Below are 22,774 nucleotides of genomic sequence, written 5' to 3'. Positions count from 1 at the left end.
GATGCCGCCTCCGGGCGGCATTTTCTTTTGTGGATCAGGCAACTTCACTGTTGAGCACACGCCGCCCGCACAACCGTTTCTTAACCCTGATCTGGCAAGACTGAGAACACGATTTGCCTGAGTTCTGAGTTGTGCGTGTTCATTATGGCAGTCATTGAAACAGCTGAAAGAATGCTGCCCGCCAGCTTGCGTCCGGCCGGCAGCCGTCTTCTACGCATGCTCGCTGCTGTCCTGACCGAACGTGACGGCAAGGCGGCCGCCCAGCGCATGGCGCTGACCGCCTTTGCAATCCGCATTCTCAGCGCCGCCCTCGCCTTCGTTTCCCAGATCATCCTGGCGCGCCTGATGGGCGAGTGGGAATATGGCATCTTCGTCTTCATCTGGGTGCTGATCGTCCTCTTCGGCGATCTCTCCTGCCTCGGCTTCCACACCGCGATCGTCCGCTTCCTGCCGCAATACAAGGCATCCGGCGCCTTCGAGGAAATCCGCGGCCTGACGGGGACCGCCCGCATCTTCGCCATCCTCTCCGGCTCGCTGCTGATGGTCGCGGGCATGGTTGGCCTGCATTTCTTCGGCGACAAGATCGAGATCTACTATCTGATCCCCGGCTTCCTCGGCCTGCTCGCGCTGCCGATGATCGCGCTCGGCGATATCCTGGAAGGCACCTCGCGCGCCAACCATTGGCCGGTCATGGCGCTGAGCCCGGTCTACATCGTCCGGCCGATCCTGATCATCCTCTTCATGCTGATCGCCAACGCCATGGGCGCCGAGCATACGGCGGTCGTTGCGATGCAATCGGCCCTGCTCGCAACCTATGTCACGGCGCTCGGCCAGTATGTGGCGACGCTGCTGCGCCTGCGCCGCCATTACGACACCGGCCAGCGCAAGGTGGATTTCATCGCCTGGCTGAGCGTCGCCTTCCCGATCTTCCTGATCGAGGGGGCGAGCTTCCTGCTCACCAATTCCGATGTCGTCATCGTCGGCATCTTCCTCGAGCCGCATGACGTCGCGATCTATTTCGCCGCCGCCAAGACCATGGCGCTGGTGCAGTTCATCATGTTCTCGGTGAAGGCAGCATCGGGCCCACGCTTCTCCAGCATCATCGCCGGCGGCACCCGGGCCGAGCTTGCCGTGGCTGCTGCCGATGCGGCCCGCTGGACCTTCTGGCCGGCGCTCGGTATCGGCCTCTGCGTCCTGGCCGCCGGCCATCTGCTTCTCTCGCTTTTCGGCGGCGCCTTCACCGCCGGTTATGTGCTGATGGCGATCCTGCTTGCCGGCATCCTCGCAAAGGCGCTGGTCGGCCCGGCCGAAACGCTACTGATGATGGCGGGCAAGCAGAACCTCTGCGCCGCCCTCTATGCCGGCGCGCTGACGGCAAACATCACGCTCAACCTGACCCTCATCCCTCACCTCGGAACCGTCGGCACCGCGATCGCCACGGCATCGGCCATGGCCGTCGAGGCGACACTTCTCCACATCGCCGTGCGGCGCACGCTCGGCATCGTTCTCTTTGCATTCAGCCGCCCGGCAACGGCGCAGGCAGACAGGAAGGCCCATTGATGGTGCGCACTCCTCCGAATACCGAGTCCACGGACGCCACGACGAACCGCATGGTCCATGAGCTCGCCTCCTTGAATTTCGACGGACCGCAGGCGGAAGCCCGCGTCGAGGTCGGCCGCGCCGGCCGCGAGCTCTGCGTCTATCCCGGCAAGCTCGGCTATGAGCTGCAGGACGAGCTCGACTTCCTTTCGAACCGCGCGATCGAGCCGAACGTCTTCTTCACCGGCCGCTTCCTTGCGCCCGCCATGCCCCGCCTCGACGACAGGCAGGTGAGCTTCGCCCTGATGCGCGACACCGGCAGCAACCGCAGCCGCATGCGCTTCCTGATGCCCTTCTCCGTCGAGAAGCCGGGCTTTGCCGTCGGCCCCTCGATCATCCGCGGTTGGTCGAACAGCTTTGCGCCGCTCGGCACTCCGCTCGTCGATGCCGAGGATGCCGCCGAGACGCTCGACAACCTCTTCGAAGGCCTCACGGCCCGCGACCTGCGACTGCCGCAGATTCTCGTGCTGCCTGATCTCCGGCTGAACGGCATCTTCGCCCGGCTTGTGAAAGCAGTCGCTCTCGGCCGCAACCTGCCGCTGACGATCACCAATCCCTTCGAGCGCCCGATGCTGGAGAGCGAGGAAGACGCCGTCGCCTATCTCGCAAGCTCCGTCTCCTCCTCGCACATGCGCGAGATGCGCCGCCAATGGCGCCTGCTCGAGGACAAGGGCACCGTGACCTACAGCGTCGCCCGCCAGCCGCGCGACGTGCATATGCGCTTCGAGGAGTTCCTGGCGATGGAAGCCGGCGGCTGGAAGGGCAAGAAGCGCAGCGCGCTCGTCACCGACCGCTATCACACCGCCTTCGCCCGCGAAGCCGTTTCCAATCTCGCCGCCATCGACGCCGTGCGTATCCATACGATCGACTTCAACGGCAAGGCGATCGCCGCGATCGTCGTGCTGATGATGGGGGGCGAAGCCTATACCTGGAAGACGGCCTATGACGAAGAGTTCGCCCGCTTTTCGCCCGGCAAGCTGCTGATGGGTGAACTGACGGAATGGCATCTCGACGACGCCAACATCGTCCGCTCGGATTCCTGCGCCATCCCCGATCACCCGATCATGAGCCGCTTCTGGAAGGAGCGCGAAGACATGGGTACGCTGGTCATCGGCCTTAACCAGAACGGCGACCGCGATGTCCGCCAGGCGGCCACCCAGCTTCACATGTACCGCAACACCCGCAACATGGCGAAGATACTGCGCGCCAAGATCATGTCGCTCGCAGGCCGCGGCTGACCTGCTGAGCTCAAGCGGCTTCGGCCGCTGCCCGCTCACGCAGCAGGCGGCGGATCACCTTGCCGGTTGTCGTCAGCGGCAGGGCATCGACGAATTCCACCTCGCGCGGATATTCATGCATCGAAAGCCGCATCTTCACCCAGTCGCGGATTTCGGCGGCAAGCTCTGCGCTGGCGCAAATGCCCGGTACCAGGACCACATAGGCCTTGACGATCTCGGTGCGAACCGGATCCGGCTTGCCGACGGCAGCCGCCAGCTGAACGGCCGGATGCCCGGACAGACAGTCCTCGATCTCGGCGGGCCCGATCCGGTATCCCGAGGAGGTAATGACATCGTCATCCCGGCCCTCGAAGGTGATGAACCCTTCCGCATCCTGATGTGCGAGGTCGCCCGTCAGCAGCCAGCCATTGGCAAACTTGCGCTCCGTCGCCTCCGGATCGTTCCAGTATCCCAGGAACATCACCGGATCCGGCGCCTGGACGCCGATCTGGCCTGTCTCGCCCACCGGCAATTCAATGCCGCGATCATCGACGACGGCAACCCGATGTCCCGGCGACGGACGGCCGATCGCACCGGCTTTGGAAACACCGGCAGCCCGGCTTGAGGAGATGACGAAATTGCACTCCGTCTGGCCGTAGAATTCGTTGACCGTGATACCGAGCGTATCGCGCGCCCAGGCATAGGTTTCGCGCCCGAGGGATTCGCCGGCAGAACCGATCGTCCGCAGATTGAGCTTGTGCGTCAGATGCGGATCACCGGCCGCCTTCAGCAACCGCAGCGCCGTCGGCGGGATAAAGGCATTGCGCACCTGCATCTCGGCCATGATGCGATAGGCCGTATCGGCATCGAACTTTTGCGCCGGAGACGAGACGACGGGGACGCCCAGCAACAGGCTCGGCAGCAGCGCATTGAGCAAGCCGCCCGCCCAGGCCCAGTCCGACGGCGTCCAGACCTTGTCGCCCGCCTGCGGAAATCCTTCATGGGCAAACTGCATGCCGGGAATATGCCCGGCGAGCACGCGATGCCCATGCAGCGCACCCTTCGGCGCTCCCGTCGTGCCCGAGGTAAAGATCATCAGCGCCGGATCGTCCGGCCCCGTATCGACCACCTCGAAGACCGGCGGATGCGAAGCGACGAGCTCGTCAAATGCCAGTGCCTCTCCGCCATCGATCGAAATCACCGTCTTCAGATCAGGCAGGCGATCGCGGATCTCTGATATTCGCGCCATGCCGAAAGCATTGGTGATGACGGCAGACGCACCGGCTGTCTTCAGCCTGTATTCCAGCGCCTCGACACCGAAGAGCAACGCCAGCGGCAGCGCAATCGCGCCCATCTTGTAGATCGCCACATGCGAGATGACAGTCGCAAAGGATTGCGGCAGCAGCAACGCCACGCGGTCCCCCCGCCGGATGCCGAGCGATACAAGCCCATTGGCAAGCGATGCCGACCGTGCCGACAGTTCGCCATAGGTCATCGAGGGGTGCTGGCCGCCGGGATCGAAATGTTCAAGACAGATCCGGTCGGGCTCGATCTTCGCCCAGTCGTCGCTGACGGCACGGCCCATATTGAAATCATCGGGGATGTCCCACGCAAAATCGCGGTAGAGATCGTCATAGCGATCGAAGCGGGGCAATTTCATAGGCTAGTTCCGGTCAATGCTGCACCAGCTAACACCCGCAGGCGCGCGAGTGCAAGCGCGAGCATTGAAGGCACCCTTCGGCCGGTCATCGAAATTTATGCGCGATGCTTGCTGACTTTTGTCGCCGCTCCGCCCTAAATTGATCTTCAGGCGGCGGGCGGAATTCAATCACGGAGTCATTTCAATGGATTATGTAAAACTAGGCAAGACGGGCCTCGAAGTTTCAAAGATCTGCCTGGGCTGCATGACCTTCGGCGATCCCGGCCGCGGCAATCATGCCTGGACGCTCGGCGAAGAGGAAAGCCGCACGATCCTCAAGCAGGCAATCGATCTCGGCATCAACTTCCTCGATACGGCCAATACCTATTCCGACGGCTCCTCCGAAGAAATCGTCGGCCGGGCCATCAAGAGCTTTTCCAAGCGCGAAGACATCGTGCTTGCCACCAAGGTCTTCAACCGCATGCGCCCCGGCCCGAACGGCGCCGGCCTGTCGCGCAAGGCGATCTTCGACGAGATCGACAACAGCCTGCGCCGCCTCGGCACCGATTATGTCGACCTCTACCAGATCCATCGCTTCGACTATTCGACACCGATCGAGGAAACGCTGGAGGCGCTGCATGACGTCGTGAAGGCCGGCAAGGCCCGCTATATCGGCGCCTCCTCGATGCATGCCTGGCAATTCGCCAAAATGGTCTACACCGCGCGCCTCAATGGCTGGACGGAGTTCGTCAGCATGCAGGACCACGTCAACCTGCTCTACCGCGAGGAAGAGCGCGAGATGCTGCCCTTCTGCCAGGACCAGAAGATCGCCGTCATCCCCTGGAGCCCGCTTGCCCGCGGACGCCTGACGCGGGACTGGGACGAGCAGACAGCCCGCACCGAAAGCGACGAATTCGGCAAGACGCTCTACCGGCAGGCCGAAGATTCCGACCGCAAAATCATCGATGCCGTCGGCCGTCTCGCCAAGGAGCACGGCGTTCCCCGCGCGCAGATCGCCACCGCCTGGATCCTGCAGAAGAGCGCCATCACCGCCCCGATCATCGGCGCCTCACGCCCCGGCCACCTCAGCGATGCCGTCGCCGCGCTTGCCGTCAAGCTGACGCCGGAGGAAGTGGCGATGCTGGAGGAACCCTACGTTCCGCACCGCGTCGAAGGTTTCAAGTAGGACGCTCGCGCGGCGCCTCAGATTTCGAGAGGCGCCGTCGCCGGCGACAGCTTCTGGCGCGTGGTCGAGAGAAACTGCGCGGCAAGCTCGCGGCTCTCGACAGCCCTTGCCAGGCTGACCGCCCCCATCATCGATGACAGCGTCGTAAAGCCGTTCTTGCGCCGCTCTTCCGGCGTATCGCCTGGCACGACTTCGGCAAGGATCGACACGAGCATCGAGAGCCCGTCATTGAAAATTTCCCGCACGGCACCCTTGCTCCGGGCAACCTCGTCCATCAGCGACACGAAAACGCAGCTGTTACCGGGATCGTCGACTGCGCACCAAGAGACATAGTGCTCCAGCAGCGCTTCGAGCGGCCGGTGCGGCGAGCCTGCGATCAATTCCTTCCAGCGCACCTCGACGCGGGCCACCAGCGCGCGGCTGACCTCGATCTGCAACTCGTCCTTCGACTGGAAGTGACCGTAGAACCCTCCATGCGTCAGCCCGCAGGACTTCATGATATCGGCGACACCGACGCCATCGAAGCCGTTTTCGCGAAACATCACCCCGGCTGCCTCGATGATCTTCTGGCGGTTTTCGGCAAATTTTTCGCGGCTCACGCGCATTGCAGCAATTCCTGAAATTGGTCGCTTGACAATTTATATGATGCCAATCATCAATACGCAACAAATATGATGACCATCATCTAAATCGGTGATGTATTGATCAGCCCTCTGAATGGATGACGCCTCATGGTATCGACAGCGCTTGCCTCCACCCTCGCCCGGCGAAACATTCATTACGGATGGATCATCGTCGCCGCCACCTTCCTGACCATGCTGGTAACGGCCGGCGCCATGGGCGCACCCGGCGTCCTCATCAAGCCGCTGCAGGATGAATTCGGCTGGGAAACCTCGCAAATCTCCTCGGCCTTGGCGATCCGCCTGATCCTCTTCGGCCTGATGGGTCCGTTCGCCGCCGCCTTCATGAATTATTTCGGCGTCCGCAAGGTCATCGTCTTCGCCCTCGGCCTGATCGGTGCCGGCTTCATCGGCTCGCTGTTCATGACCTCGCTCTGGCAGCTTCTGGTGCTTTGGGGCATCGTCGTCGGCTTCGGCACCGGCCTGACGGCGATGGTGCTGGCAGCAACAGTCTCCGCCCGCTGGTTCACCAAGCATCGCGGCCTCGTCGTCGGCATGCTTTCGGCAAGCTCGGCAACCGGCCAGCTGGTCTTCCTGCCGCTGATGGCCGAGCTGACGGAGCGCTATGGCTGGCGCTCGACGGTGTTCTTCGTCTGCGCCATGATCATGGTCGCAGCCCTCGTCGTCCTGCTCTTCATGCGCGACCGCCCGTCGGACCTGAACCTGCCGTCCGTCGGCGAGGCGCATGTGACGGCCGCTCCGGCCCGCGGCACGCTGATCGACGCCTTGAAGATGCCTCTCGTCATTCTCCGGGAAGTCTCGACGACCTCGACCTTCTGGATCCTGTTTGCCACCTTCTTCATCTGCGGCCTCAGCACCAACGGCCTGATCCAGACGCATTTCGTCACCCTCTGTGGCGATTTCGGCATCCTGCCTGTGGCCGCCGCCAGCGTTCTGGCAGTTATGGGCATCTTCGATTTCTTCGGCACGATCGGCTCCGGCTGGCTTTCCGACCGCTTCGATAACCGCTGGCTGCTTTTCTGGTATTACGGTCTGCGCGGTCTCTCGCTGCTCTTCCTGCCCTTCAGCGATTTCACCTTCTACGGCCTGTCGATCTTCGCCGTCTTCTACGGCCTCGACTGGATCGCCACGGTCCCGCCGACCGTGAAGATCGCCGCCGATCGCTTCGGCAAGGAAAAGGTCGGCCTCGTCTTCGGCTGGGTCTTCGCCGGTCACCAGCTGGGTGCCGCGACCGCTGCCTACGGCGCCGGCCTGTCGCGCACCGAGCTGCAGAGCTATCTCCCCGCCTTCTTCATCGCCGGCGCCTTCTGCTTGCTCGCCTCGATCCTGGCGATCACGCTCAAGAAGTCCGGCCAGGGCAGCGCCGGAGAGGCCATCGCCCATTAACGAAAATGGCTTCCGGCGCGCCTGCGCCGGAAGCCATATCAAATCAGCCGGATAACACCGCCCACCGTCTTGCATGCGCGGGCGCCCGCATGTTAGACACCCGCCCGTTACTATCCGTGCCCCATTGGCGGAATTGGTAGACGCGCTCGACTCAAAATCGAGTTTCGAAAGAAGTGCTGGTTCGACCCCGGCATGGGGCACCACTCCTCAGCAAAGCAGCTCTCAGCGCTCTCCTGACCCTACTTGTTCTTCAGCAGCCACATCTTGCCGGCCATGGTGATGCCGTAGACATCCTTGGCGGCGTCGGTGTCGAGGTTGCGGCGTTCGATGAGGCCGGAGTTGCTCAGTTCCTCGATGGACTTGGGCGTCACGGACTTGATCTTCTGCGGGCGCTCTTTCCACCGGTCGTTCTTCGCGTAGGTCACGGTGGCATTCTCATGCGTCCACTTGTTGGTGGGCTGAGGATGGAGGTCGCCGTCCTTTGCAAGCTTCAGCGCAGAGATGAGGGCGGGTGTAAGTTCGGTCATAATTGTAAAAGGCCTGTTCTAAGTTTCTGAGGGGCCCTTAGCACACATTTGCGGCAGCACCTCAAAAAAGCGGCCGGATTTGCATTTTCTGCGTGAATGCGCGGCAGATCCATCACAGCGGCGCCCGCTGGAGGCCGCCTGCTAGTGGATCAGCTGCAGCCTGATCTCTTCCTTCGCCGCAAACGACCGGCATTCCGCCAGGTCGTCGCCGACGAAGATCACGTCTCCGTCCTCGTCGAACACGCCCCAGCACGCCTCGTCTTCGAGCAGGACCTCGCGGACATAGCCGAACTCGACGGTATCCTCGGAATAGTAGGTGGCTGACGCAGCAACAGTTCCTAATTCTCGCATGGAAATCTCCAATGAGATGGCATCGACTGTTTTAGTGCGCACTCATATTGCGTCCCGAAACTGGCTTCAGGCTGTTGCAACTTTTGCGGATTATCTGCGGGAAGCGCTGCGGCGCCTCAAATCAAGTGTTTAATTCTGCTCATCCTTCGTTCTAAAGTGGCGCCGCATTCAACACCGAGGGAAAGACGTGCATCAGGAAGCAACCCTTATCGCGACGGTGGCCGTAAGCTTCGTCTTTGCAGCGGTGCTCGGCTATGTGGCGGACAGGCTGCGGCTGCCGCCGTTGGTCGGCTATCTGATGGCCGGCATCCTGATGGGCCCCTTCACGCCGGGCTTCATCGCCGATACCGGGCTTGCAAGCCAGCTCGCGGAAATGGGCGTCATCCTGCTGATGTTCGGCGTCGGCCTGCATTTCTCGGCCGGCGACCTCCTGGCCGTCAAGGGCATCGCCATTCCGGGTGCCGTGCTGCAGATCGTCATCGCCACACTGCTTGGCGTTGCGCTCTGCTCCTTCTGGGGCTGGGGGCTCGGCGCCGGTATCGTCTTCGGGCTCAGCCTCTCGGTTGCCAGTACCGTCGTCCTGTTGAAGGCGCTGGAGGAGCGAAATCTCGTCAATTCCGCCAGCGGCCGCGTGGCGATCGGCTGGCTGATCGTCGAAGATCTGGCCATGGTTCTGGCGCTCGTGCTGCTGCCGGCGCTGGCCGAACTGCTCGGCGGCCATGCGAGCGATGCGCTCGCCCATGGCGGCGGCCTCCCGCTGCCCTTGACCATCGGCCTGACGCTGCTCAAGGTCGGCGCCTTCGCGGTCATGGCCGTCGTGCTCGGCCCCAAGGTGGTTCCCTGGCTTTTGACGCTGGTGGCGCGCACCGGTTCGCGGGAACTCTTCACGCTTGCGGTTCTGGCGATCGCGCTCGGCATCGCCTTCGGCTCGGCCGCCATCTTCGGCGTATCCTTCGCGCTCGGCGCCTTCTTCGCGGGCGTCGTCATGAGCGAGTCCAATCTCAGCCATCGCGCCGCCGCCGATTCCCTGCCGCTGCAGAACGCCTTCTCGGTGCTGTTCTTCGTCTCCGTCGGCATGCTCTTCAATCCAGCGGTTCTGGTGAAGGAGCCGATGGCAGTGTTCTGTGCGCTGCTGCTGATCATCGTCGGCAAGGCGATCATTTCCTTCGGGGTCGTGCTTCTCTTGCGCTATCCCGTCGGCATGGGCCTGACGGTCGCTGGCGGCCTGGCGCAGATCGGCGAATTCTCCTTCATCCTCGCCGGTCTCGGTGTTTCGCTCGGCCTGATGCCGCAGGAGGGCCAGGATCTGATCCTCGCCGCCGCCATCCTGTCGATCACCCTCAATCCGCTGGTCTGCTTCGCAGCCGAGGTCGCGCATAAGAAGGTGCACAAGAAATGGCCGCACCTTTACGACGGTTACGGCCGCAAGCGTCTCGACGTGCTGGGCCGCGAGCTTGAGAAGAACCGGCTTCTCGGCGAAGAACGCGAGCGCGAGCACCAGCTGGAAATGCAGAAGCTGGTCGAAACCTTCCCGCTCTTTGCCGAGGTCGATGAGCATTCGCAGGAAGAGCTCCTGCTGCTCTTCCGGCCGAAATCGGCTCTGCCGGGTGAACGCGTCGTGCGCAAGGGCGACCGCGGCGACGGCATGTATTTCATCTCGTCGGGCGCTGTCGAGGTTCGCGTCAATGGCGGACCGGTGGCGCTCGAGGCGGGCGCCTTCTTCGGCGAAATGGCGCTTCTCTCGGGCGGGCGCCGCACGGCCGATGTCATCGCCATCGATTTCTGCCAGTTCCTGGTTCTCGAGCGGCGCGACTTCAACATGTTCTCGGCGCGCCACCCGGCACTGAGGGCGGCCGTCAGCGAAATGGCACGCGAGCGCACGGAAATGAACGTGATGCGCGCCAAGCGCGCCAAACAGGCCGAGCAACACGAGCCCTCGACGGAAAGCTGACGGCGCAAGATCACGAAAAATTTCCACGCCGGCGCCGCTATCATTGCCATAGTCGGCATTTACAGCGCCGGACCGGCCCCCTAATGCTTTTGCACCGCAGCACGAAAGGAATGGAATGCTCCGCAGACTTTACGACTGGACCATGTCTCTCGCCGCCCGCAAGTCGGCCGAAGTCTGGCTCGCCGTTATCGCCTTCGTCGAAAGCTCCGTCTTTCTCGTTCCGGCCGATGTGCTCTACCTGCCGATGGCCCTTGCCAAGCCCGAGCGCGCCTATCGCTACGCGCTGGTCGCCACCGTCGCCTCCGTTCTCGGCGGCATAGCCGGCTGGGCGCTCGGCTACTACGCCTATGATGCGATCGCCCGCCCCGTTCTGGAATTCTACGGCAAGCTCGATGCCTTCGAGCAGCTGAGGGTCTATATCCACGACGAGTGGGAAATCCTGCTGCTGCTTCTGGTAACCTCGGGTCTCGCGCATCTGCCGCCGATCAAGGTGGTCACCATTCTCGCCGGCGTCATCCACATGAACCTCGGCTTCTTCGTCATCTCGGCGATCATTGCCCGCGGCGCGCGCTTCTTCTTCCTCGCCTGGCTGCTGCGCCGCTATGGCGAGCCGATCCGCGATTTCATCGAGAAACGCCTCGGCCAGCTGGCGGCGATTGCCGCAGTCGTGCTGATCGCGCTCGGCGTCGCCTACAAGTTAATTGCCCACTGAGACCAACTCGCGGAGTTCCGCCATGACTGCCATTGCCTCGCCCCTCACCCGTCCGGTCCTCGTCTATTCGCTGGTCCTGGCTGTCGCCATGGCTGCCGTCGTCGGCACCGCGCTCGGTTTTCAGTATATCGGCGGCTACATTCCCTGCGAGCTCTGCCTGATGCAGCGCCAGCCCTACTACTATGCCATTCCGATCGCCCTGCTCGGTGCTGTCGGTTCGCTTTTCCGCCTGCCCAACTGGATGTGCCGCGCACTGCTTCTCGCCGCCGGCATGCTGATGGTCGTCGGCGCCGGCATGGGCGTCTATCACTCCGGCGTCGAATGGCACTTCTGGGCTGGCCCGACCGCCTGCTCGACCACGGCCGGCAGCATGACCGAGAATGCCGGCGACCTCTTGACGGAGCTCAACACCATCAAGGGTCCGTCCTGCACCGACGCAGCGCTGCGCGTGCTCGGCCTGTCCTTTGCGGGCTGGAACGTGATTGCAAGCCTGGCACTCGCGGCCTTCGCCTTTATCGGCGTCCGCAAGTCGGCCTGAAGATGGCTGCAGCCGTCAGGGCTGCAGTTCGCTATCCCAGTAGAGATAGTCGAGCCAGCTGTCGTGCAGATAGTTCGGCGGGAAGAGCCGGCCGTTATTGTGCAGGTCCTGCACTGTCGGCTGATACGGCTTTTGATGCGGGAACATGCCTGCCTGCTTCGGTAGCTTGCTGCCCTTCCTGAGATTGCAGGGGGAGCAGGCCGCCACGACATTCTCCCAGGTCGTCTCGCCGCCATGAGCGCGCGGGATGACGTGGTCGAAGGTCAGGTCGTTGTGATCGCCGCAATACTGGCACTCGAACTTGTCGCGAAGGAACACGTTGAAGCGCGTGAAGGCGGGATTACGGGACGGCTGAACGTAGGTCTTGAGGCAAACGACACTGGGAAGCCGCATCGAAAAGCTCGGAGAAGAAACCGAGTGTTCGTACTCTGCGATGATATTCACACGGTCAAGGAAGACCGCCTTGATCGCGTCCTGCCAGGACCAGAGCGACAAGGGATAATAACTCAAAGGCCTGTAGTCAGCGTTCAGGACGAGCGCCGGCAGGGCCTGGGGGGAGACTGCAATCGTCAAGGGACTCTCCTGATCGATTCGGCATCTGCATCCTTATATTAGGCCGGTTGTGACAGCCTTGTGAAGTCCAATAAATTCAGTCAATAACGGCAATTCGATGAGTGTTGCAGATCAGGCGACCGGCACGAGCCCGCGGCCGAGTTTCTTGGCATAGTAAGCCCAGAAAAGCCTTGCAGCGACGGACCTCCAGGGCGACCACGCTTCCGCCATCGCCGCCAGCGCTTTCGCCTGTGGCCGTTGAGCGAGACCGAATGCCGCGGCCACGGCATTCTGCAGTGCCACATCGCCGGACGGAAAAATATCCGCATGGCCGCAGCAGAACATCAGATAGACCTCCGCCGTCCAGGGGCCGACACCCTTCAGCGTTGTCAGTGCATGCAACGCCTCGCCCGGCGGCAGTACCGAAAGTGCTGTGAGATCGAGGTGCCCGGCGGCGACGGCGGTGGCGATCCCCGAAAGGGTCGTGGCCTTGGCCCGGGAGAGCCCGAACTCCCGCCACGCCTCGTCATGCAGCATCACATAAGTCTCGGCCTTCAGCTCGCCCGAAACAGGCAGCATCCGCCGCCAGATGGCCTCCGCGCTCGCTCGCGACACCATCTGCGAGACGATGATATGCGCCAGTCCGGCAAATCCCGGCTCGCGCAGCCGCAGAGGCAGCGGTCCGGCATCGGCGGCGACAACGGAAAGGCGCGGGTCGAGGCGCAGCAGTTCCGATAGTCCCTGCTCGACATCGCCTTCGTTTCGAATGATCTGCACGTCGCCTCGCGGTGGTTTCGAATCCGTGGCAGAAGAAAGCATGACCACGACTCAGCGTCAAAAGCCCGTCTTCCGTTTTGCCCCAAGCCCGAACGGCCCGCTGCATCTCGGCCACGCGCTGTCCGCCTTCATCAATCAGGACATGGCAAAAGCTTCAGGCGGCCGTTTGCTGCTGCGCATAGAAGACATCGACCAGACGCGCTGCACACCCGATTTCGAGACCGGCATCTATCGGGATATGGACTGGCTTGAGATCGACTGGGAGAAACCGGCCCGCCGCCAGTCGGAACATTTCGGCGAGTACCAGGCAGCCCTTCAGACATTGATCGAGCGAGACTTCGTGTATCCGTCTTTCATGACGCGTGGCGAGGTGAAGGCCGAGGTTACGGCATTCGAGGCCAAGGGCGGCAGCTGGCCACGCGATCCCGACGGCTCGCCGCATTATCCCCCACGTGACCGGGGGCTGACGCAGGACGAGCGCGGGGAACGGCTGAGATCAGGAGTGAAACATGCCTGGCGCCTCGACACCAAACGCGCGCTGGATGAGCTTGGCGCCAAGCTCGATTGGGCGGAAACCGGCGATGGCGACACCGGCACCATCGAAGCCGATCCGGCAGAATGGGGAGACTTTATCCTGTCGCGCTCCGATGCGCCTTCGAGTTACCACCTGTCGGTCGTTCTCGACGACGCCCTGCAGGGCATCACGCATGTCGTGCGTGGCATGGATCTTTTCCACGCGACCTCGGTCCACCGGCTATTGCAGTCCCTGCTCGGACTTCCCGCACCGATCTACCATCACCACCGGCTGATCACCGATGCTTCAGGCCGCAAGCTGTCCAAGAGCGAGGGCGATACCGGGCTGGCAGAACTGCGGGCCAAGGGGCTCTCAGTGGCCGGCGTCAGGCAGCTTGTCGGTCTCTGAGCGCTTGTGGCCGTTGCCGCTCAGGAAGTTGCGTTTGAAGATCGCCCGCACCCGGAACTTTAAAAGCGCCGCATTGAGCTCCGCCCCGATGATGAAGATCACGCCGACCATATAGAGGAAGATCAGTACCACCATGACGGAGGCCAGACCCGCATAGGTCGCGGTGTAGTTGGCGAAGGTGGCGAGGTAATAGGCAAAGATCAGCGCTCCCGCCAACCAGAGCAAGAGCGTCAGCAGCACCCCGGGGATGACATCGAAGACCTTCCGGCGCCCTGCCGGAAGCCAGAGATGGACGACAAGCAGCCCCAGCGTCAGCATCACCAGCGTTCCGTAGATACGCCAGCTGAAGACGATCTCCAGCGTATCGACGATGACAGGCAGCCACTGGCGGATCGTATCCGGCACCCACTCGAACGTATCGTTGTGCAGCAGCCATTCGCGGGCATAGTTCAGCCCGACCGGAACGGCGACCAGCAGAATGCTGATCGCGGCGAAGATGATCACGGCGACCAACACATATCCAAGACTGGCGAGGCGGGTGAAATACCAGGGCCGCGTCTCCTGAACCCGGTAGGCGCGGTTGAGCGAAATGCGCAAAGCCTCGACGCCGTTGGAGGCGAAGTAGGCCGCCGCCAGCACCGAGATCGTCAGCAGTCCACCGCGCGGGATGGTCAGAACCTGCACGACCTGATCAGCCAGCGGTTTGGCGATCGCTTCCGGCCAGGTATCGAAGATGATGTGGATCGCCGTCATCGAAAACTGATCGGCGCCGAGGAAGTTCGCAAGCGCCGTTCCGAAGATCAGGAAGGGGAAGACCGCAAGCAGCGTCGACAGCGCCACGTGGCTCGCCATGGCGAAGCCGTCGTCCTCGATGAGATGGCAGATCGCATCATAGACCACCTCATAGAGCGTGCGCAGTATCTTCGGCATTCCATCTCCGGCTCTGACGATTGTAACCTCGGTGCGAATATGGGAAACGAGTCCCAGTTTGTACAGGAATCATTGAATGGCTGAACCGCGCACAATCATCGTTACCGGATGCTCGTCCGGTATCGGTGCCTATTGCGCACGCGCCCTCAAGGCCGATGGCTGGAGGGTCTTCGCCACTGTACGGAAACAGGAAGATCTCGGATCGCTTGAGGCCGATGGCATCGAAGCCTTCCGCATGGATTATGCCAATGGCGATTCCATCGCCGATTTCATGCGTGAGGTGGAAGCTCTCTCGGGCGGGCGGATCGACGCGCTCTTCAACAACGGCGCCTATGGCCAGCCGGGCGCGGTCGAAGATCTGACGACGGATGTGCTGCGCGAACAGTTCGAGACGAATTTCTTCGGCTGGCACGACCTGACGCGCCGCGTGCTGCCGCTGATGCGCAGGCATGGAAGCGGCCGGATCGTCCAGTGCTCTTCCATCCTCGGCGTCGTGCCCTATCGTTACCGGGGAGCCTATACCGCATCGAAGTTCGCGCTCGAAGGTCTGAGCGTCACCCTCAGGATGGAACTGCAGGGCAGCGGCATCCATGTGAGCCTGATCGAACCGGGGCCGATCGCCTCTCGCTTCACGGCCAACGCGCTCGCCAAGATCAACGAACACATCGATGTGCGCGGCTCCGTGCATGCGGCAGATTATCGCCGCCAGCTCGCCCGGCTTGACGGCAGCGGTCCGGTCAGCCGACATAAACTACAACCGGATGCGGTTTATGCGGTGCTGAAACACGCATTGAACTCGAAAAATCCGAAGCCACATTATCCTGTAACGGTTCCGGCAAAGCAGGGCATGATGCTGAAGAGGCTGCTGCCTGCAGATCTCTTCTACCGCCTGATGCGCTGGACCGACTGACCAAGAAAGCCGAATGCCATGTCCACGGCCACTTACATTCTCGCCATCATCGTCATGGGCCTCGTCGCCCTGGTGCTGATCCGCGGCCTCTTCAACATGATGAAGGGTGGCGATTCCAATCTGTCGAACAAGCTGATGCAGTTGCGCGTGCTGCTACAGGCGATCGCCGTCATCCTGATCATGCTGACGCTGTGGCTGACCGGCGGTGGCCGCCCGACCTGACGCACTGACAACCGGGGGATCGATTGGTCAAGCTCAACAAGATCTACACCAAGACAGGCGACGACGGCACGACGGCGCTCGTTTCCGGCCCGCGGCGGCAGAAGCACGATCTGCGTGTCGAGGCCTATGGAACGATCGACGAGACCAATTCGGCGATCGGCATCGTCAGGCTGCATACTGCCGACCTGCCCGAGCTCGACCGGATGCTGATGCTTATCCAGAACGACCTCTTCGATCTCGGCGCCGATCTCGCAACGCCCGATACCGGCAAGCCACTCGACTACGAGCCGCTGCGCATCGTCGCCGCGCAGGTGACGCGCCTGGAAGGCGATATCGACACGCTGAATGCCGATCTCGAGCCGCTGAAATCCTTCGTGCTCCCCGCCGGCTCTCCGGCAGCAGCGCATCTCCACCTCGCCCGCACGATCTCACGCCGCGCCGAGCGTCTGATGGTGGCGCTGTCGCGCACCGAAGGCGAGATCGTCGGCGCCGAGGCGCTGAAATACGTGAACCGCCTTTCGGATTTCCTCTTCGTCGCCGCCCGTCATGCCAATGACCAGGGCCGCGCGGATGTGCTTTGGGTTCCCGGAAAAAACAGATAGGGTCCGGCATCGACATAGCCGGGGGCGGCCTTCCATGTTCATTCCGCTGCATGATGCCAACACGCTGAAGCACATCAAGGTTCAGTGGGTCACCCTTGGGCTCATTGCCGCCAATGTCGCGATCTGGCTGTTCACCGGCTTTGCCGCACCCGATCTCGCCAAGGCGGCGACCGTCGGCCTCGGCTACATCCCCGCCGTCGCCTTCGACCATGCGATCCTGCCGCCGGAACTGGAGCTCGTCCCCGAGCCACTGACCTATATCAGCTACGCATTCCTGCATGGCAGCTTCTGGCATCTCGCAGGAAACATGATCTTCCTCTGGGTCTTCGGCGATAATGTCGAGGATGCGATGGGCCACATCCGCTTCCTGATCTTCTATCTTGCCTGCGCCGCTTTCGGCGCTCTTTGCCACGGCTTGTTGGCAACCGAATCTCAAGCGCCGCTGATCGGCGCGTCCGGTGCCATATCCGGCGTTGTCGCAGCCTATCTTGTGCTGCACCCGCGGGTAAAAGTCTGGGTTCTCGTCTTCTTCCGCGTGCCCCTGCCGCTCCCGGCCTTCATTCCGCTGCTGCTCTGGATCGGCCAGCAGTTCTTCATGCTGGTCGTCAACCGCGACGGCGATGTCTCCTGGGGTGCCCATGTCGGCGGCATCATCGCCGGCGCCGTCCTCATCGTCCTCTTCCGGCGGCGCGGCGTTCCGCTTTTCGACCGGGAGATCGTCACGCCCCGCGCCGTTCGCAGCACCCCGGCAATCCGGCGCACGGTGGCGACCGAAGACGGCACCTCCTGAGCCCACAGCCACAATATTGACGTTCACGTAAACGTAATATATTTCCCCTCTCCAATTTGTCTGTCTGCGACTGGCAAGCGTTGTGTTTGGAGGAAAAACGCGTATCCATGTCGCCATTCGACAATCGGAGCAGCGCCGAAGCGCGCATTTTCTTGGCGAAAGAGTTGAAGGAAGGACCCCATGAAAATTCTCGTCCCAGTGAAGCGGGTGGTTGATTACAACGTGAAGATCCGCGTCAAGCCTGACGGTACGGGTGTTGAGCTCGCCAACGTCAAGATGTCGATGAACCCGTTCGACGAGATCTCGGTCGAAGAGGCTCTGCGCCTGAAGGAAGCCGGCAAGGCTGAGGAAGTGGTCGTCGTCTCGATCGGTCCGGCCAAGGCCGAGGAAACGCTGCGCACCGCGCTCGCCATGGGTGCCGACCGCGCCGTTCTCGTCGAAACCGACGATGCCGTCGAGCCGCTCGCCGTCGCCAAGATCCTGAAGGGCGTCGCCGATGCTGAAAAGCCCGGCCTCATCATCGTCGGCAAGCAGGCAATCGATGACGACTCGAACCAGACCGGCCAGATGCTCGCCGCCCTCCTCGGCACCGCCCAGGCAACCTTCGCCTCGAAGATCGAGATCGGCGACGGCAAGGCAACCGTGACCCGCGAAGTCGACGGCGGCCTGCAGACGATCGACGTCAAGCTCCCGGCTGTGGTCACCACCGACCTTCGCCTGAACGAGCCGCGCTATGCCTCGCTGCCGAACATCATGAAGGCGAAGAAGAAGCCGCTCGACAAGAAGAGCCCGGCTGACTTCGGCGTCTCCACCGAGCCGCGCCTCAAGGTGCTGAAGACCGAAGAGCCGTCCGGCCGCAAGGCAGGCGTCAAGGTCAAGTCGGTCGCCGAGCTTGTCGAAAAGCTTAAAGTCGAAGCTGGCGTCCTCTAAGGTTCGAGAAAGGATTTACGACCATGGCCATTCTTCTTCTGGCTGACCACGACAATGCAACCCTTTCCGACCAGACCGGCAAGGCACTGACAGCTGCTTCCAAGATCGGCGGCGACGTTCATGTGCTGGTCGCCGGCAAGGGCGCCAAGGCTGCTGCCGATGCGGCTGCCAAGCTCGCAGGCGTCTCCAAGGTTCTGCTCGCCGAAAGCGACGAACTCGCCAACAATCTCGCCGAGCCGCTCTCCGACCTGATCGTTTCGCTGGCTGGCAGCTACGACACGATCATCGCGGCCGCGACCTCGACCGGCAAGAACGTGCTGCCGCGCGTCGCCGCTCTGCTGGATGTCGCGCAGATTTCCGAGATCATCGAAGTCGTCTCCGCCGACACCTTCAAGCGCCCGATCTATGCCGGCAATGCGATCCAGACCGTACAGGCGAGCGATTCCAAGAAGGTCATCACCGTCCGCACCGCTTTCTTCGCTGCAGCCGCAGAAGGCGGCTCGGCCTCGGTCGATGCCATCCCGGCCGTTTCCAATCCGGGTCTCTCGACCTTCGTCAAGGACGCGCTATCGGCCTCCGACCGTCCGGAACTCACCTCCGCCAAGATCATCATCTCCGGCGGCCGTGCGCTCGGCTCTGCCGAGAAGTTCCAGGAAGTCATCCTGCCGGTCGCCGACAAGCTCGGTGCCGCCGTCGGCGCCTCGCGCGCTGCCGTCGATGCAGGCTACGCCCCGAACGACTGGCAGGTCGGACAGACCGGCAAGGTCGTCGCTCCGCAGCTCTACATCGCCTGCGGCATCTCGGGTGCGATCCAGCATCTCGCCGGCATGAAGGATTCGAAGGTCATCGTCGCCATCAACAAGGACGAGGAAGCGCCGATCTTCCAGGTCGCCGATTACGGCCTCGTCGGCGATCTCTTCGAGATACTGCCCGAGCTGCAGAAAGCTCTCTGAGCGGGCAGATTGCCGGTTTTTCGCACTTGCGAATGACTGGAAAATTATCTTTTATGGCGCTACTACTGCTGCCGGGCGATCACTTTGCCCGGCAATTTCATTAGAAAATACGGCAGCGCTTTCGGGGGTGACTGCTGCGGGGGTTTGGAGATGAACGCGGTGTTGAAGACGATCGGTATTGTCGGTGCGGGCCAGATGGGTTGCGGCATCGCGCATGTTTCGGCTGCCGCAGGCTACAAGGTCCATATCTACGACCTCAGCCAGGAGCGCATCGAATCGGGCCTGGCAACCATCAACGGCAATCTGGCCCGTCAGGTGACGAGCGGCAAGATGACCGAGGAGGAGCGCAAGTCGACCCTCGCGCTGATCTCCGGCTCCGCCAATCTCAACGATCTCGCGCCCTCCGACCTCGTGATCGAGGCCGCGACCGAGGAAGAGGCCGTCAAGCGCAAGATCTACGCGCAGGTCTGTCCGGTCCTGAAGCCGGAAGCGCTTCTTGCCACCAACACCTCTTCGCTGTCGATCACCCGCCTTGCATCCGCAACCGACCGCCCCGAGCATTTCATGGGCATCCATTTCATGAATCCGGTCCCGGTCATGAAGCTGGTCGAACTGGTGCGCGGCATCGCCACCGACGAGACGACTTTTGCGACCGCCAAGGCCTTCGTGGCCTCGCTCGAAAAGACAGTCACCGTCGCCGAAGACTTCCCGGCCTTCATCGTCAACCGCATCCTGCTGCCGATGATCAACGAGGCGATCTATACGCTTTACGAAGGCGTCGGCACCGTCGACGCGATCGACACCGCCATGAAGCTCGGCGCCAATCATCCGATGGGCCCGCTGCAGCTTGCCGATTTCATCGGCCTCGACACCTGCCTGTCGATCATGCAGGTCCTGCATGACGGCCTGGCGGATTCGAAATACCGCCCCTGCCCGCTGCTGGTGAAATATGTCGAAGCCGGCTGGCTCGGCCGCAAGTCCGGCCGCGGCTTCTACGATTACCGCGGCGAGGTTCCGGTTCCGACCCGCTGACCGGCCTTACAGGCCGATCGCGCCCTTGATCAGCGCTTTCGCATCCTCGCTGTCCCAGGCAGCCGGACCGTTCATCGCCGAGATCAGGCATCCCTTGTCGTCGAGCAGCAGCGTGACCGGCAGCCCGAAGGCCAGGCCTTCCTTCTTCAGATTGTTGAACACGCCGATCGTGTTGTCGCGATAGAGCTTCAGGGAATCGACGCCGGTTTCGCTGAGAAACGCCTTCGGCTTCTCGTCATCGCCCGTATCGATATTGACGGCGACGACCTGGAACTTGTCGCTACCCATATCCTTCTCCAGCGCATTCAGCGCCGGCATCTCTTCGCGGCAGGGCACGCACCATGTGGCCCAGAGATTGAGAAGCACGGTCTTGCCGGCAAAACTGTCGAGCGTCACCGGCTTGTTGTCGGCATCGTTGAAGGCAACCGTTGTCAGCTTGCGCGGCTCGTTGGCGGCAACCATGGCGGCAACCTGCCCCTTGGCGAGGGGCGTAATCTTCTGCGCCAGATCCTTCGCAGCAGCGCATTGGCCGGACGCCGTTTCGCCGCCGCCATTGCCAGACCCCGTCTCCTTAATGTAAACCGCTGCCGCACCGGCAATTATGCCTGCAACGGCGGCTATCGAGATCAGTTTCAGGGATGGCAGCCCAAGCGGCTTTCTTGTCGTCATTTCATTCTCCAGGACATGCATCCTCAAGGCAGGCAGCTTCGATGGCCGACGGCAACACGGACACCAAATCCTCCAACCAGATGTGGGGCGGACGTTTCGCTTCTGGCCCCGATGCGATCATGGAGGAGATAAATGCCTCGATCGGTTTCGACAAGAAGCTATTCGCTCAGGATATCCGCGGGTCGATCGCCCACGCGACGATGCTTGCCCATCAGGGCATCATTTCCGGCGACGATAAGGACAAGATCGTTCACGGGCTAAACACGATCCTGTCAGAAATCGAAAGCGGCAATTTCGAATTTTCGCGTCAGCTCGAAGACATTCACATGAATGTCGAGGCGCGCCTCGCAACGCTGATCGGTCCGGCCGCCGGCCGCCTGCACACCGCCCGCTCGCGCAACGACCAGGTGGCGCTCGACTTCCGCCTCTGGGTCAAGGAAGAGCTGCAGAAGACCGAGGCGATGCTGACGAGCCTGATCGCCGCCTTCCTCGACCGCGCCGAAGAGCACGCCGAGAGCGTCATGCCCGGCTTTACCCATCTGCAGACCGCTCAGCCCGTCACCTTCGGCCATCATTGCATGGCCTATGTCGAAATGTTTGGCCGCGACCGCTCGCGTGTGCGCCACGCCATCGAGCATCTCGACGAGAGCCCGATCGGCGCCGCAGCGCTGGCCGGCACCGGCTACCCGATCGACCGCCACATGACCGCGAAGGCCCTCGGCTTCCGCGAGCCGACCCGCAACTCGATCGACACCGTCTCCGACCGTGACTTCGCCATCGAATTCCTGTCGATCGCCGCGATCTGCGGCATGCACCTGTCGCGCCTCGCCGAAGAGATCGTCATCTGGTCGACGCCGCAGTTCGGCTTCGTGCGCCTGTCGGACGCCTTCTCGACCGGCTCCTCGATCATGCCGCAGAAGAAGAACCCTGACGCTGCCGAGCTCGTGCGCGCCAAGACCGGCCGCATCAACGGCTCGCTGGTCGCGCTGCTGACGATCATGAAGGGCCTGCCGCTCGCCTATTCGAAGGACATGCAGGAAGACAAGGAACAGGTCTTCGACGCTGCCGAGAGCCTGGAACTGGCGATTGCCGCGATGACCGGCATGGTCCGCGACATGACCATCAACACCACGCGCATGAAGGCGGCGGCCGGTTCAGGTTACTCGACCGCCACCGATCTGGCCGACTGGCTGGTGCGCGAAGCCGGCCTTCCCTTCCGCGACGCCCACCACGTTACCGGCCGCGCTGTGGCGCTTGCCGAGAGCAAGGGCTGCGATCTGGCCGAGCTACCGCTCGCTGACCTGCAGGCGATCAACTCTGCCATCACCGACGCTGTCTACAGCGTGTTGACGGTGGAAGCATCGGTGGCCAGCCGCAAGAGCTTCGGCGGCACCGCCCCCTCGGAAGTGCGCAAGCAGATCGCCTACTGGCGCGGCCGCAACTGAGTTCCGGCCGCCGCTATCAGCGCAACAATCAGGGTGCACAAGCCGGATAAACTTCGCTATGAAGGTCTCCAACAGCGCCGCTCCAAGAGGAATCCCATGCAGACCAGCTTGCCGCACCTCATCCGCCTGACGGTCGTTTTCGCCGTCATCGGCCTTGCCGTTGCCGGATGCGGTCGCAAAGGCGATCTCGATCCGCCGAGCGCGATGGCAACGAAGGGTGGCGATTCCTCCAAGCCGACGAAACAGCCGGGTGTCGCAGACAAGCCTTTCCTTCTCGATCCCCTGCTCTGATA

Annotated in this window: 25 protein-coding genes and 1 tRNA gene; 18 read left to right on the top strand and 8 right to left on the bottom strand. The window is 62.4% G+C overall.

Annotated elements, in window-relative coordinates:
• Positions 1-144: 144 nt before the first annotated feature.
• Positions 145-1,560: a lipopolysaccharide biosynthesis protein gene (locus ACQZ5H_RS27020; RefSeq protein WP_130284199.1), complete on the top strand. Its 1,416-nt coding sequence runs from the start codon at positions 145-147 to the stop codon at positions 1,558-1,560.
• Positions 1,560-2,837, top strand: coding sequence for a GNAT family N-acetyltransferase (locus ACQZ5H_RS27015; RefSeq protein WP_449099496.1), 1,278 nt, complete (start codon positions 1,560-1,562; stop codon positions 2,835-2,837). Before ACQZ5H_RS27020 ends, ACQZ5H_RS27015 begins: the two co-directional genes overlap by 1 nt.
• A 10-nt stretch (positions 2,838-2,847) precedes the next feature.
• On the opposite strand, the gene ACQZ5H_RS27010 is transcribed toward ACQZ5H_RS27015, so the two are convergent.
• Entirely contained in the window at positions 2,848-4,476 is a 1,629-nt protein-coding gene (locus ACQZ5H_RS27010; RefSeq protein WP_449099495.1) for an AMP-binding protein, read from the bottom strand.
• A gap of 184 nt (positions 4,477-4,660) precedes the next feature.
• Between ACQZ5H_RS27010 and ACQZ5H_RS27005 the strand changes: the two genes are divergently transcribed.
• A complete protein-coding gene (locus tag ACQZ5H_RS27005; RefSeq protein ID WP_449099494.1) occupies positions 4,661-5,641 on the top strand; it encodes an aldo/keto reductase in 981 nt (326 codons plus the stop codon).
• 17 nt (positions 5,642-5,658) lie between these two features.
• Here the strand turns inward: ACQZ5H_RS27005 and ACQZ5H_RS27000 are convergent, their stop codons facing one another.
• Positions 5,659-6,246, bottom strand: a complete 588-nt coding sequence (locus tag ACQZ5H_RS27000; RefSeq protein WP_112720237.1) for a TetR/AcrR family transcriptional regulator — start codon at positions 6,244-6,246, stop codon at positions 5,659-5,661.
• Between the two features lie 126 nt (positions 6,247-6,372).
• On the opposite strand from ACQZ5H_RS27000, the gene ACQZ5H_RS26995 reads away from it, so the two are divergent.
• Both ACQZ5H_RS26995 and ACQZ5H_RS26990 read left to right on the top strand, forming a co-directional pair.
• Positions 6,373-7,668, top strand: a complete 1,296-nt coding sequence (locus tag ACQZ5H_RS26995; RefSeq protein WP_449099493.1) for an MFS transporter — start codon at positions 6,373-6,375, stop codon at positions 7,666-7,668.
• A gap of 118 nt (positions 7,669-7,786) precedes the next feature.
• A tRNA-Leu gene (locus tag ACQZ5H_RS26990) sits at positions 7,787-7,871 on the top strand.
• Between the two features lie 36 nt (positions 7,872-7,907).
• Here ACQZ5H_RS26990 and ACQZ5H_RS26985 read toward each other — a convergent pair.
• Positions 7,908-8,195, bottom strand: a complete 288-nt coding sequence (locus tag ACQZ5H_RS26985) for a hypothetical protein (protein ID WP_112720227.1) — start codon at positions 8,193-8,195, stop codon at positions 7,908-7,910.
• Positions 8,196-8,336: 141 nt separating this feature from the next.
• Positions 8,337-8,546 (bottom strand): hypothetical protein, encoded by a 210-nt coding sequence (locus ACQZ5H_RS26980; protein ID WP_112720226.1) that lies wholly within the window; start codon positions 8,544-8,546, stop codon positions 8,337-8,339.
• Positions 8,547-8,733: 187 nt separating this feature from the next.
• On the opposite strand from ACQZ5H_RS26980, the gene ACQZ5H_RS26975 reads away from it, so the two are divergent.
• From ACQZ5H_RS26975 to ACQZ5H_RS26965, 3 genes are all read left to right on the top strand, one after another.
• Complete coding sequence (locus tag ACQZ5H_RS26975) at positions 8,734-10,497, top strand: cation:proton antiporter domain-containing protein (RefSeq protein WP_449099492.1); 1,764 nt, start codon at positions 8,734-8,736, stop codon at positions 10,495-10,497.
• Between the two features lie 115 nt (positions 10,498-10,612).
• Positions 10,613-11,209 (top strand): YqaA family protein, encoded by a 597-nt coding sequence (locus ACQZ5H_RS26970; protein WP_112720224.1) that lies wholly within the window; start codon positions 10,613-10,615, stop codon positions 11,207-11,209.
• A gap of 22 nt (positions 11,210-11,231) precedes the next feature.
• Positions 11,232-11,747 (top strand): disulfide bond formation protein B, encoded by a 516-nt coding sequence (locus tag ACQZ5H_RS26965; RefSeq protein WP_449099491.1) that lies wholly within the window; start codon positions 11,232-11,234, stop codon positions 11,745-11,747.
• Positions 11,748-11,762: 15 nt separating this feature from the next.
• On the opposite strand, the gene ACQZ5H_RS26960 is transcribed toward ACQZ5H_RS26965, so the two are convergent.
• A complete protein-coding gene (locus ACQZ5H_RS26960; protein WP_112720222.1) occupies positions 11,763-12,320 on the bottom strand; it encodes an HNH endonuclease in 558 nt (185 codons plus the stop codon).
• A gap of 111 nt (positions 12,321-12,431) precedes the next feature.
• Positions 12,432-13,118, bottom strand: a complete 687-nt coding sequence (locus ACQZ5H_RS26955) for a DNA-3-methyladenine glycosylase family protein (RefSeq protein WP_449099490.1) — start codon at positions 13,116-13,118, stop codon at positions 12,432-12,434.
• Between ACQZ5H_RS26955 and gluQRS the strand changes: the two genes are divergently transcribed.
• Complete coding sequence (gene gluQRS / locus ACQZ5H_RS26950) at positions 13,117-13,998, top strand: tRNA glutamyl-Q(34) synthetase GluQRS (protein ID WP_449099489.1); 882 nt, start codon at positions 13,117-13,119, stop codon at positions 13,996-13,998. The two genes, ACQZ5H_RS26955 and gluQRS, sit on opposite strands and share 2 nt — an antisense overlap.
• On the opposite strand, the gene ACQZ5H_RS26945 is transcribed toward gluQRS, so the two are convergent.
• Entirely contained in the window at positions 13,963-14,928 is a 966-nt protein-coding gene (locus ACQZ5H_RS26945; RefSeq protein ID WP_112720219.1) for a YihY/virulence factor BrkB family protein, read from the bottom strand. The genes gluQRS and ACQZ5H_RS26945 overlap by 36 nt on opposite strands.
• A gap of 76 nt (positions 14,929-15,004) precedes the next feature.
• Here ACQZ5H_RS26945 and ACQZ5H_RS26940 point away from each other — a divergent pair, with 76 nt between their 5' ends.
• The 7 genes from ACQZ5H_RS26940 to ACQZ5H_RS26910 all read left to right on the top strand — a co-directional run bounded on the left by ACQZ5H_RS26940 (position 15,005) and on the right by ACQZ5H_RS26910 (position 20,367).
• Positions 15,005-15,838 carry an SDR family oxidoreductase gene (locus ACQZ5H_RS26940; RefSeq protein ID WP_449099488.1) on the top strand — a complete coding sequence of 278 codons (834 nt, stop codon included), beginning with the start codon at positions 15,005-15,007 and terminating at the stop codon, positions 15,836-15,838.
• An 18-nt stretch (positions 15,839-15,856) separates the two neighbouring features.
• Positions 15,857-16,060 carry a twin transmembrane helix small protein gene (locus ACQZ5H_RS26935; protein ID WP_112386119.1) on the top strand — a complete coding sequence of 68 codons (204 nt, stop codon included), beginning with the start codon at positions 15,857-15,859 and terminating at the stop codon, positions 16,058-16,060.
• A 23-nt stretch (positions 16,061-16,083) separates the two neighbouring features.
• The gene (locus tag ACQZ5H_RS26930; RefSeq protein ID WP_449099487.1) at positions 16,084-16,662 is read left to right on the top strand and encodes a cob(I)yrinic acid a,c-diamide adenosyltransferase; all 579 of its coding nucleotides are present in this window, start codon (positions 16,084-16,086) and stop codon (positions 16,660-16,662) included.
• A gap of 34 nt (positions 16,663-16,696) precedes the next feature.
• Positions 16,697-17,452: a rhomboid family intramembrane serine protease gene (locus tag ACQZ5H_RS26925; RefSeq protein ID WP_449099486.1), complete on the top strand. Its 756-nt coding sequence runs from the start codon at positions 16,697-16,699 to the stop codon at positions 17,450-17,452.
• A gap of 180 nt (positions 17,453-17,632) precedes the next feature.
• On the top strand, positions 17,633-18,382 hold the full coding sequence (locus ACQZ5H_RS26920; RefSeq protein WP_449099485.1) for an electron transfer flavoprotein subunit beta/FixA family protein: 750 nt from the start codon (positions 17,633-17,635) through the stop codon (positions 18,380-18,382).
• Positions 18,383-18,405: 23 nt separating this feature from the next.
• Complete coding sequence (locus tag ACQZ5H_RS26915; protein ID WP_449099484.1) at positions 18,406-19,335, top strand: electron transfer flavoprotein subunit alpha/FixB family protein; 930 nt, start codon at positions 18,406-18,408, stop codon at positions 19,333-19,335.
• 150 nt (positions 19,336-19,485) lie between these two features.
• Entirely contained in the window at positions 19,486-20,367 is an 882-nt protein-coding gene (locus ACQZ5H_RS26910) for a 3-hydroxybutyryl-CoA dehydrogenase (protein ID WP_112720212.1), read from the top strand.
• 6 nt (positions 20,368-20,373) lie between these two features.
• Here the strand turns inward: ACQZ5H_RS26910 and tlpA are convergent, their stop codons facing one another.
• The gene (gene tlpA / locus ACQZ5H_RS26905; RefSeq protein ID WP_199627819.1) at positions 20,374-21,036 is read right to left on the bottom strand and encodes a thiol:disulfide interchange protein TlpA; all 663 of its coding nucleotides are present in this window, start codon (positions 21,034-21,036) and stop codon (positions 20,374-20,376) included.
• A 41-nt stretch (positions 21,037-21,077) separates the two neighbouring features.
• Here tlpA and argH point away from each other — a divergent pair, with 41 nt between their 5' ends.
• Together argH and lptM are read left to right on the top strand one after the other, a co-directional pair.
• On the top strand, positions 21,078-22,481 hold the full coding sequence (gene argH / locus ACQZ5H_RS26900) for an argininosuccinate lyase (RefSeq protein WP_449099483.1): 1,404 nt from the start codon (positions 21,078-21,080) through the stop codon (positions 22,479-22,481).
• A 96-nt stretch (positions 22,482-22,577) separates the two neighbouring features.
• Positions 22,578-22,772, top strand: coding sequence for an LPS translocon maturation chaperone LptM (gene lptM / locus ACQZ5H_RS26895; RefSeq protein WP_130284234.1), 195 nt, complete (start codon positions 22,578-22,580; stop codon positions 22,770-22,772).
• Positions 22,773-22,774: the final 2 nt, after the last annotated feature.

Source organism: Rhizobium sp. 21-4511-3d, from assembly GCF_053522545.1.
The sequence above is the reverse complement of the archived record's forward strand: the minus strand, read 5'-3'. Positions and strand labels throughout refer to the sequence as shown.

What these genes read in the sequence shown, in the direction of transcription:
- ACQZ5H_RS26955 (WP_449099490.1), bottom strand. Translation starts at nt 13,118, where the DNA reads ATGCTTTCTTCTGCCACGGATTCGAAACCACCGCGAGGCGACGTGCAG.
- ACQZ5H_RS26980 (WP_112720226.1), bottom strand. Translation starts at nt 8,546, where the DNA reads ATGCGAGAATTAGGAACTGTTGCTGCGTCAGCCACCTACTATTCCGAG.
- ACQZ5H_RS27015 (WP_449099496.1), top strand. Translation starts at nt 1,560, where the DNA reads ATGGTGCGCACTCCTCCGAATACCGAGTCCACGGACGCCACGACGAAC.
- gluQRS (WP_449099489.1), top strand. Translation starts at nt 13,117, where the DNA reads ATGACCACGACTCAGCGTCAAAAGCCCGTCTTCCGTTTTGCCCCAAGC.
- ACQZ5H_RS26935 (WP_112386119.1), top strand. Translation starts at nt 15,857, where the DNA reads ATGTCCACGGCCACTTACATTCTCGCCATCATCGTCATGGGCCTCGTC.
- ACQZ5H_RS26910 (WP_112720212.1), top strand. Translation starts at nt 19,486, where the DNA reads ATGAACGCGGTGTTGAAGACGATCGGTATTGTCGGTGCGGGCCAGATG.
- ACQZ5H_RS26985 (WP_112720227.1), bottom strand. Translation starts at nt 8,195, where the DNA reads ATGACCGAACTTACACCCGCCCTCATCTCTGCGCTGAAGCTTGCAAAG.
- ACQZ5H_RS26925 (WP_449099486.1), top strand. Translation starts at nt 16,697, where the DNA reads ATGTTCATTCCGCTGCATGATGCCAACACGCTGAAGCACATCAAGGTT.
- ACQZ5H_RS27020 (WP_130284199.1), top strand. Translation starts at nt 145, where the DNA reads ATGGCAGTCATTGAAACAGCTGAAAGAATGCTGCCCGCCAGCTTGCGT.
- ACQZ5H_RS26965 (WP_449099491.1), top strand. Translation starts at nt 11,232, where the DNA reads ATGACTGCCATTGCCTCGCCCCTCACCCGTCCGGTCCTCGTCTATTCG.
- ACQZ5H_RS26915 (WP_449099484.1), top strand. Translation starts at nt 18,406, where the DNA reads ATGGCCATTCTTCTTCTGGCTGACCACGACAATGCAACCCTTTCCGAC.
- ACQZ5H_RS26995 (WP_449099493.1), top strand. Translation starts at nt 6,373, where the DNA reads ATGGTATCGACAGCGCTTGCCTCCACCCTCGCCCGGCGAAACATTCAT.
- ACQZ5H_RS26970 (WP_112720224.1), top strand. Translation starts at nt 10,613, where the DNA reads ATGCTCCGCAGACTTTACGACTGGACCATGTCTCTCGCCGCCCGCAAG.
- argH (WP_449099483.1), top strand. Translation starts at nt 21,078, where the DNA reads ATGGCCGACGGCAACACGGACACCAAATCCTCCAACCAGATGTGGGGC.
- ACQZ5H_RS27010 (WP_449099495.1), bottom strand. Translation starts at nt 4,476, where the DNA reads ATGAAATTGCCCCGCTTCGATCGCTATGACGATCTCTACCGCGATTTT.
- ACQZ5H_RS26945 (WP_112720219.1), bottom strand. Translation starts at nt 14,928, where the DNA reads ATGCCGAAGATACTGCGCACGCTCTATGAGGTGGTCTATGATGCGATC.
- ACQZ5H_RS27000 (WP_112720237.1), bottom strand. Translation starts at nt 6,246, where the DNA reads ATGCGCGTGAGCCGCGAAAAATTTGCCGAAAACCGCCAGAAGATCATC.
- lptM (WP_130284234.1), top strand. Translation starts at nt 22,578, where the DNA reads ATGCAGACCAGCTTGCCGCACCTCATCCGCCTGACGGTCGTTTTCGCC.
- tlpA (WP_199627819.1), bottom strand. Translation starts at nt 21,036, where the DNA reads ATGACGACAAGAAAGCCGCTTGGGCTGCCATCCCTGAAACTGATCTCG.
- ACQZ5H_RS26920 (WP_449099485.1), top strand. Translation starts at nt 17,633, where the DNA reads ATGAAAATTCTCGTCCCAGTGAAGCGGGTGGTTGATTACAACGTGAAG.
- ACQZ5H_RS27005 (WP_449099494.1), top strand. Translation starts at nt 4,661, where the DNA reads ATGGATTATGTAAAACTAGGCAAGACGGGCCTCGAAGTTTCAAAGATC.
- ACQZ5H_RS26940 (WP_449099488.1), top strand. Translation starts at nt 15,005, where the DNA reads ATGGCTGAACCGCGCACAATCATCGTTACCGGATGCTCGTCCGGTATC.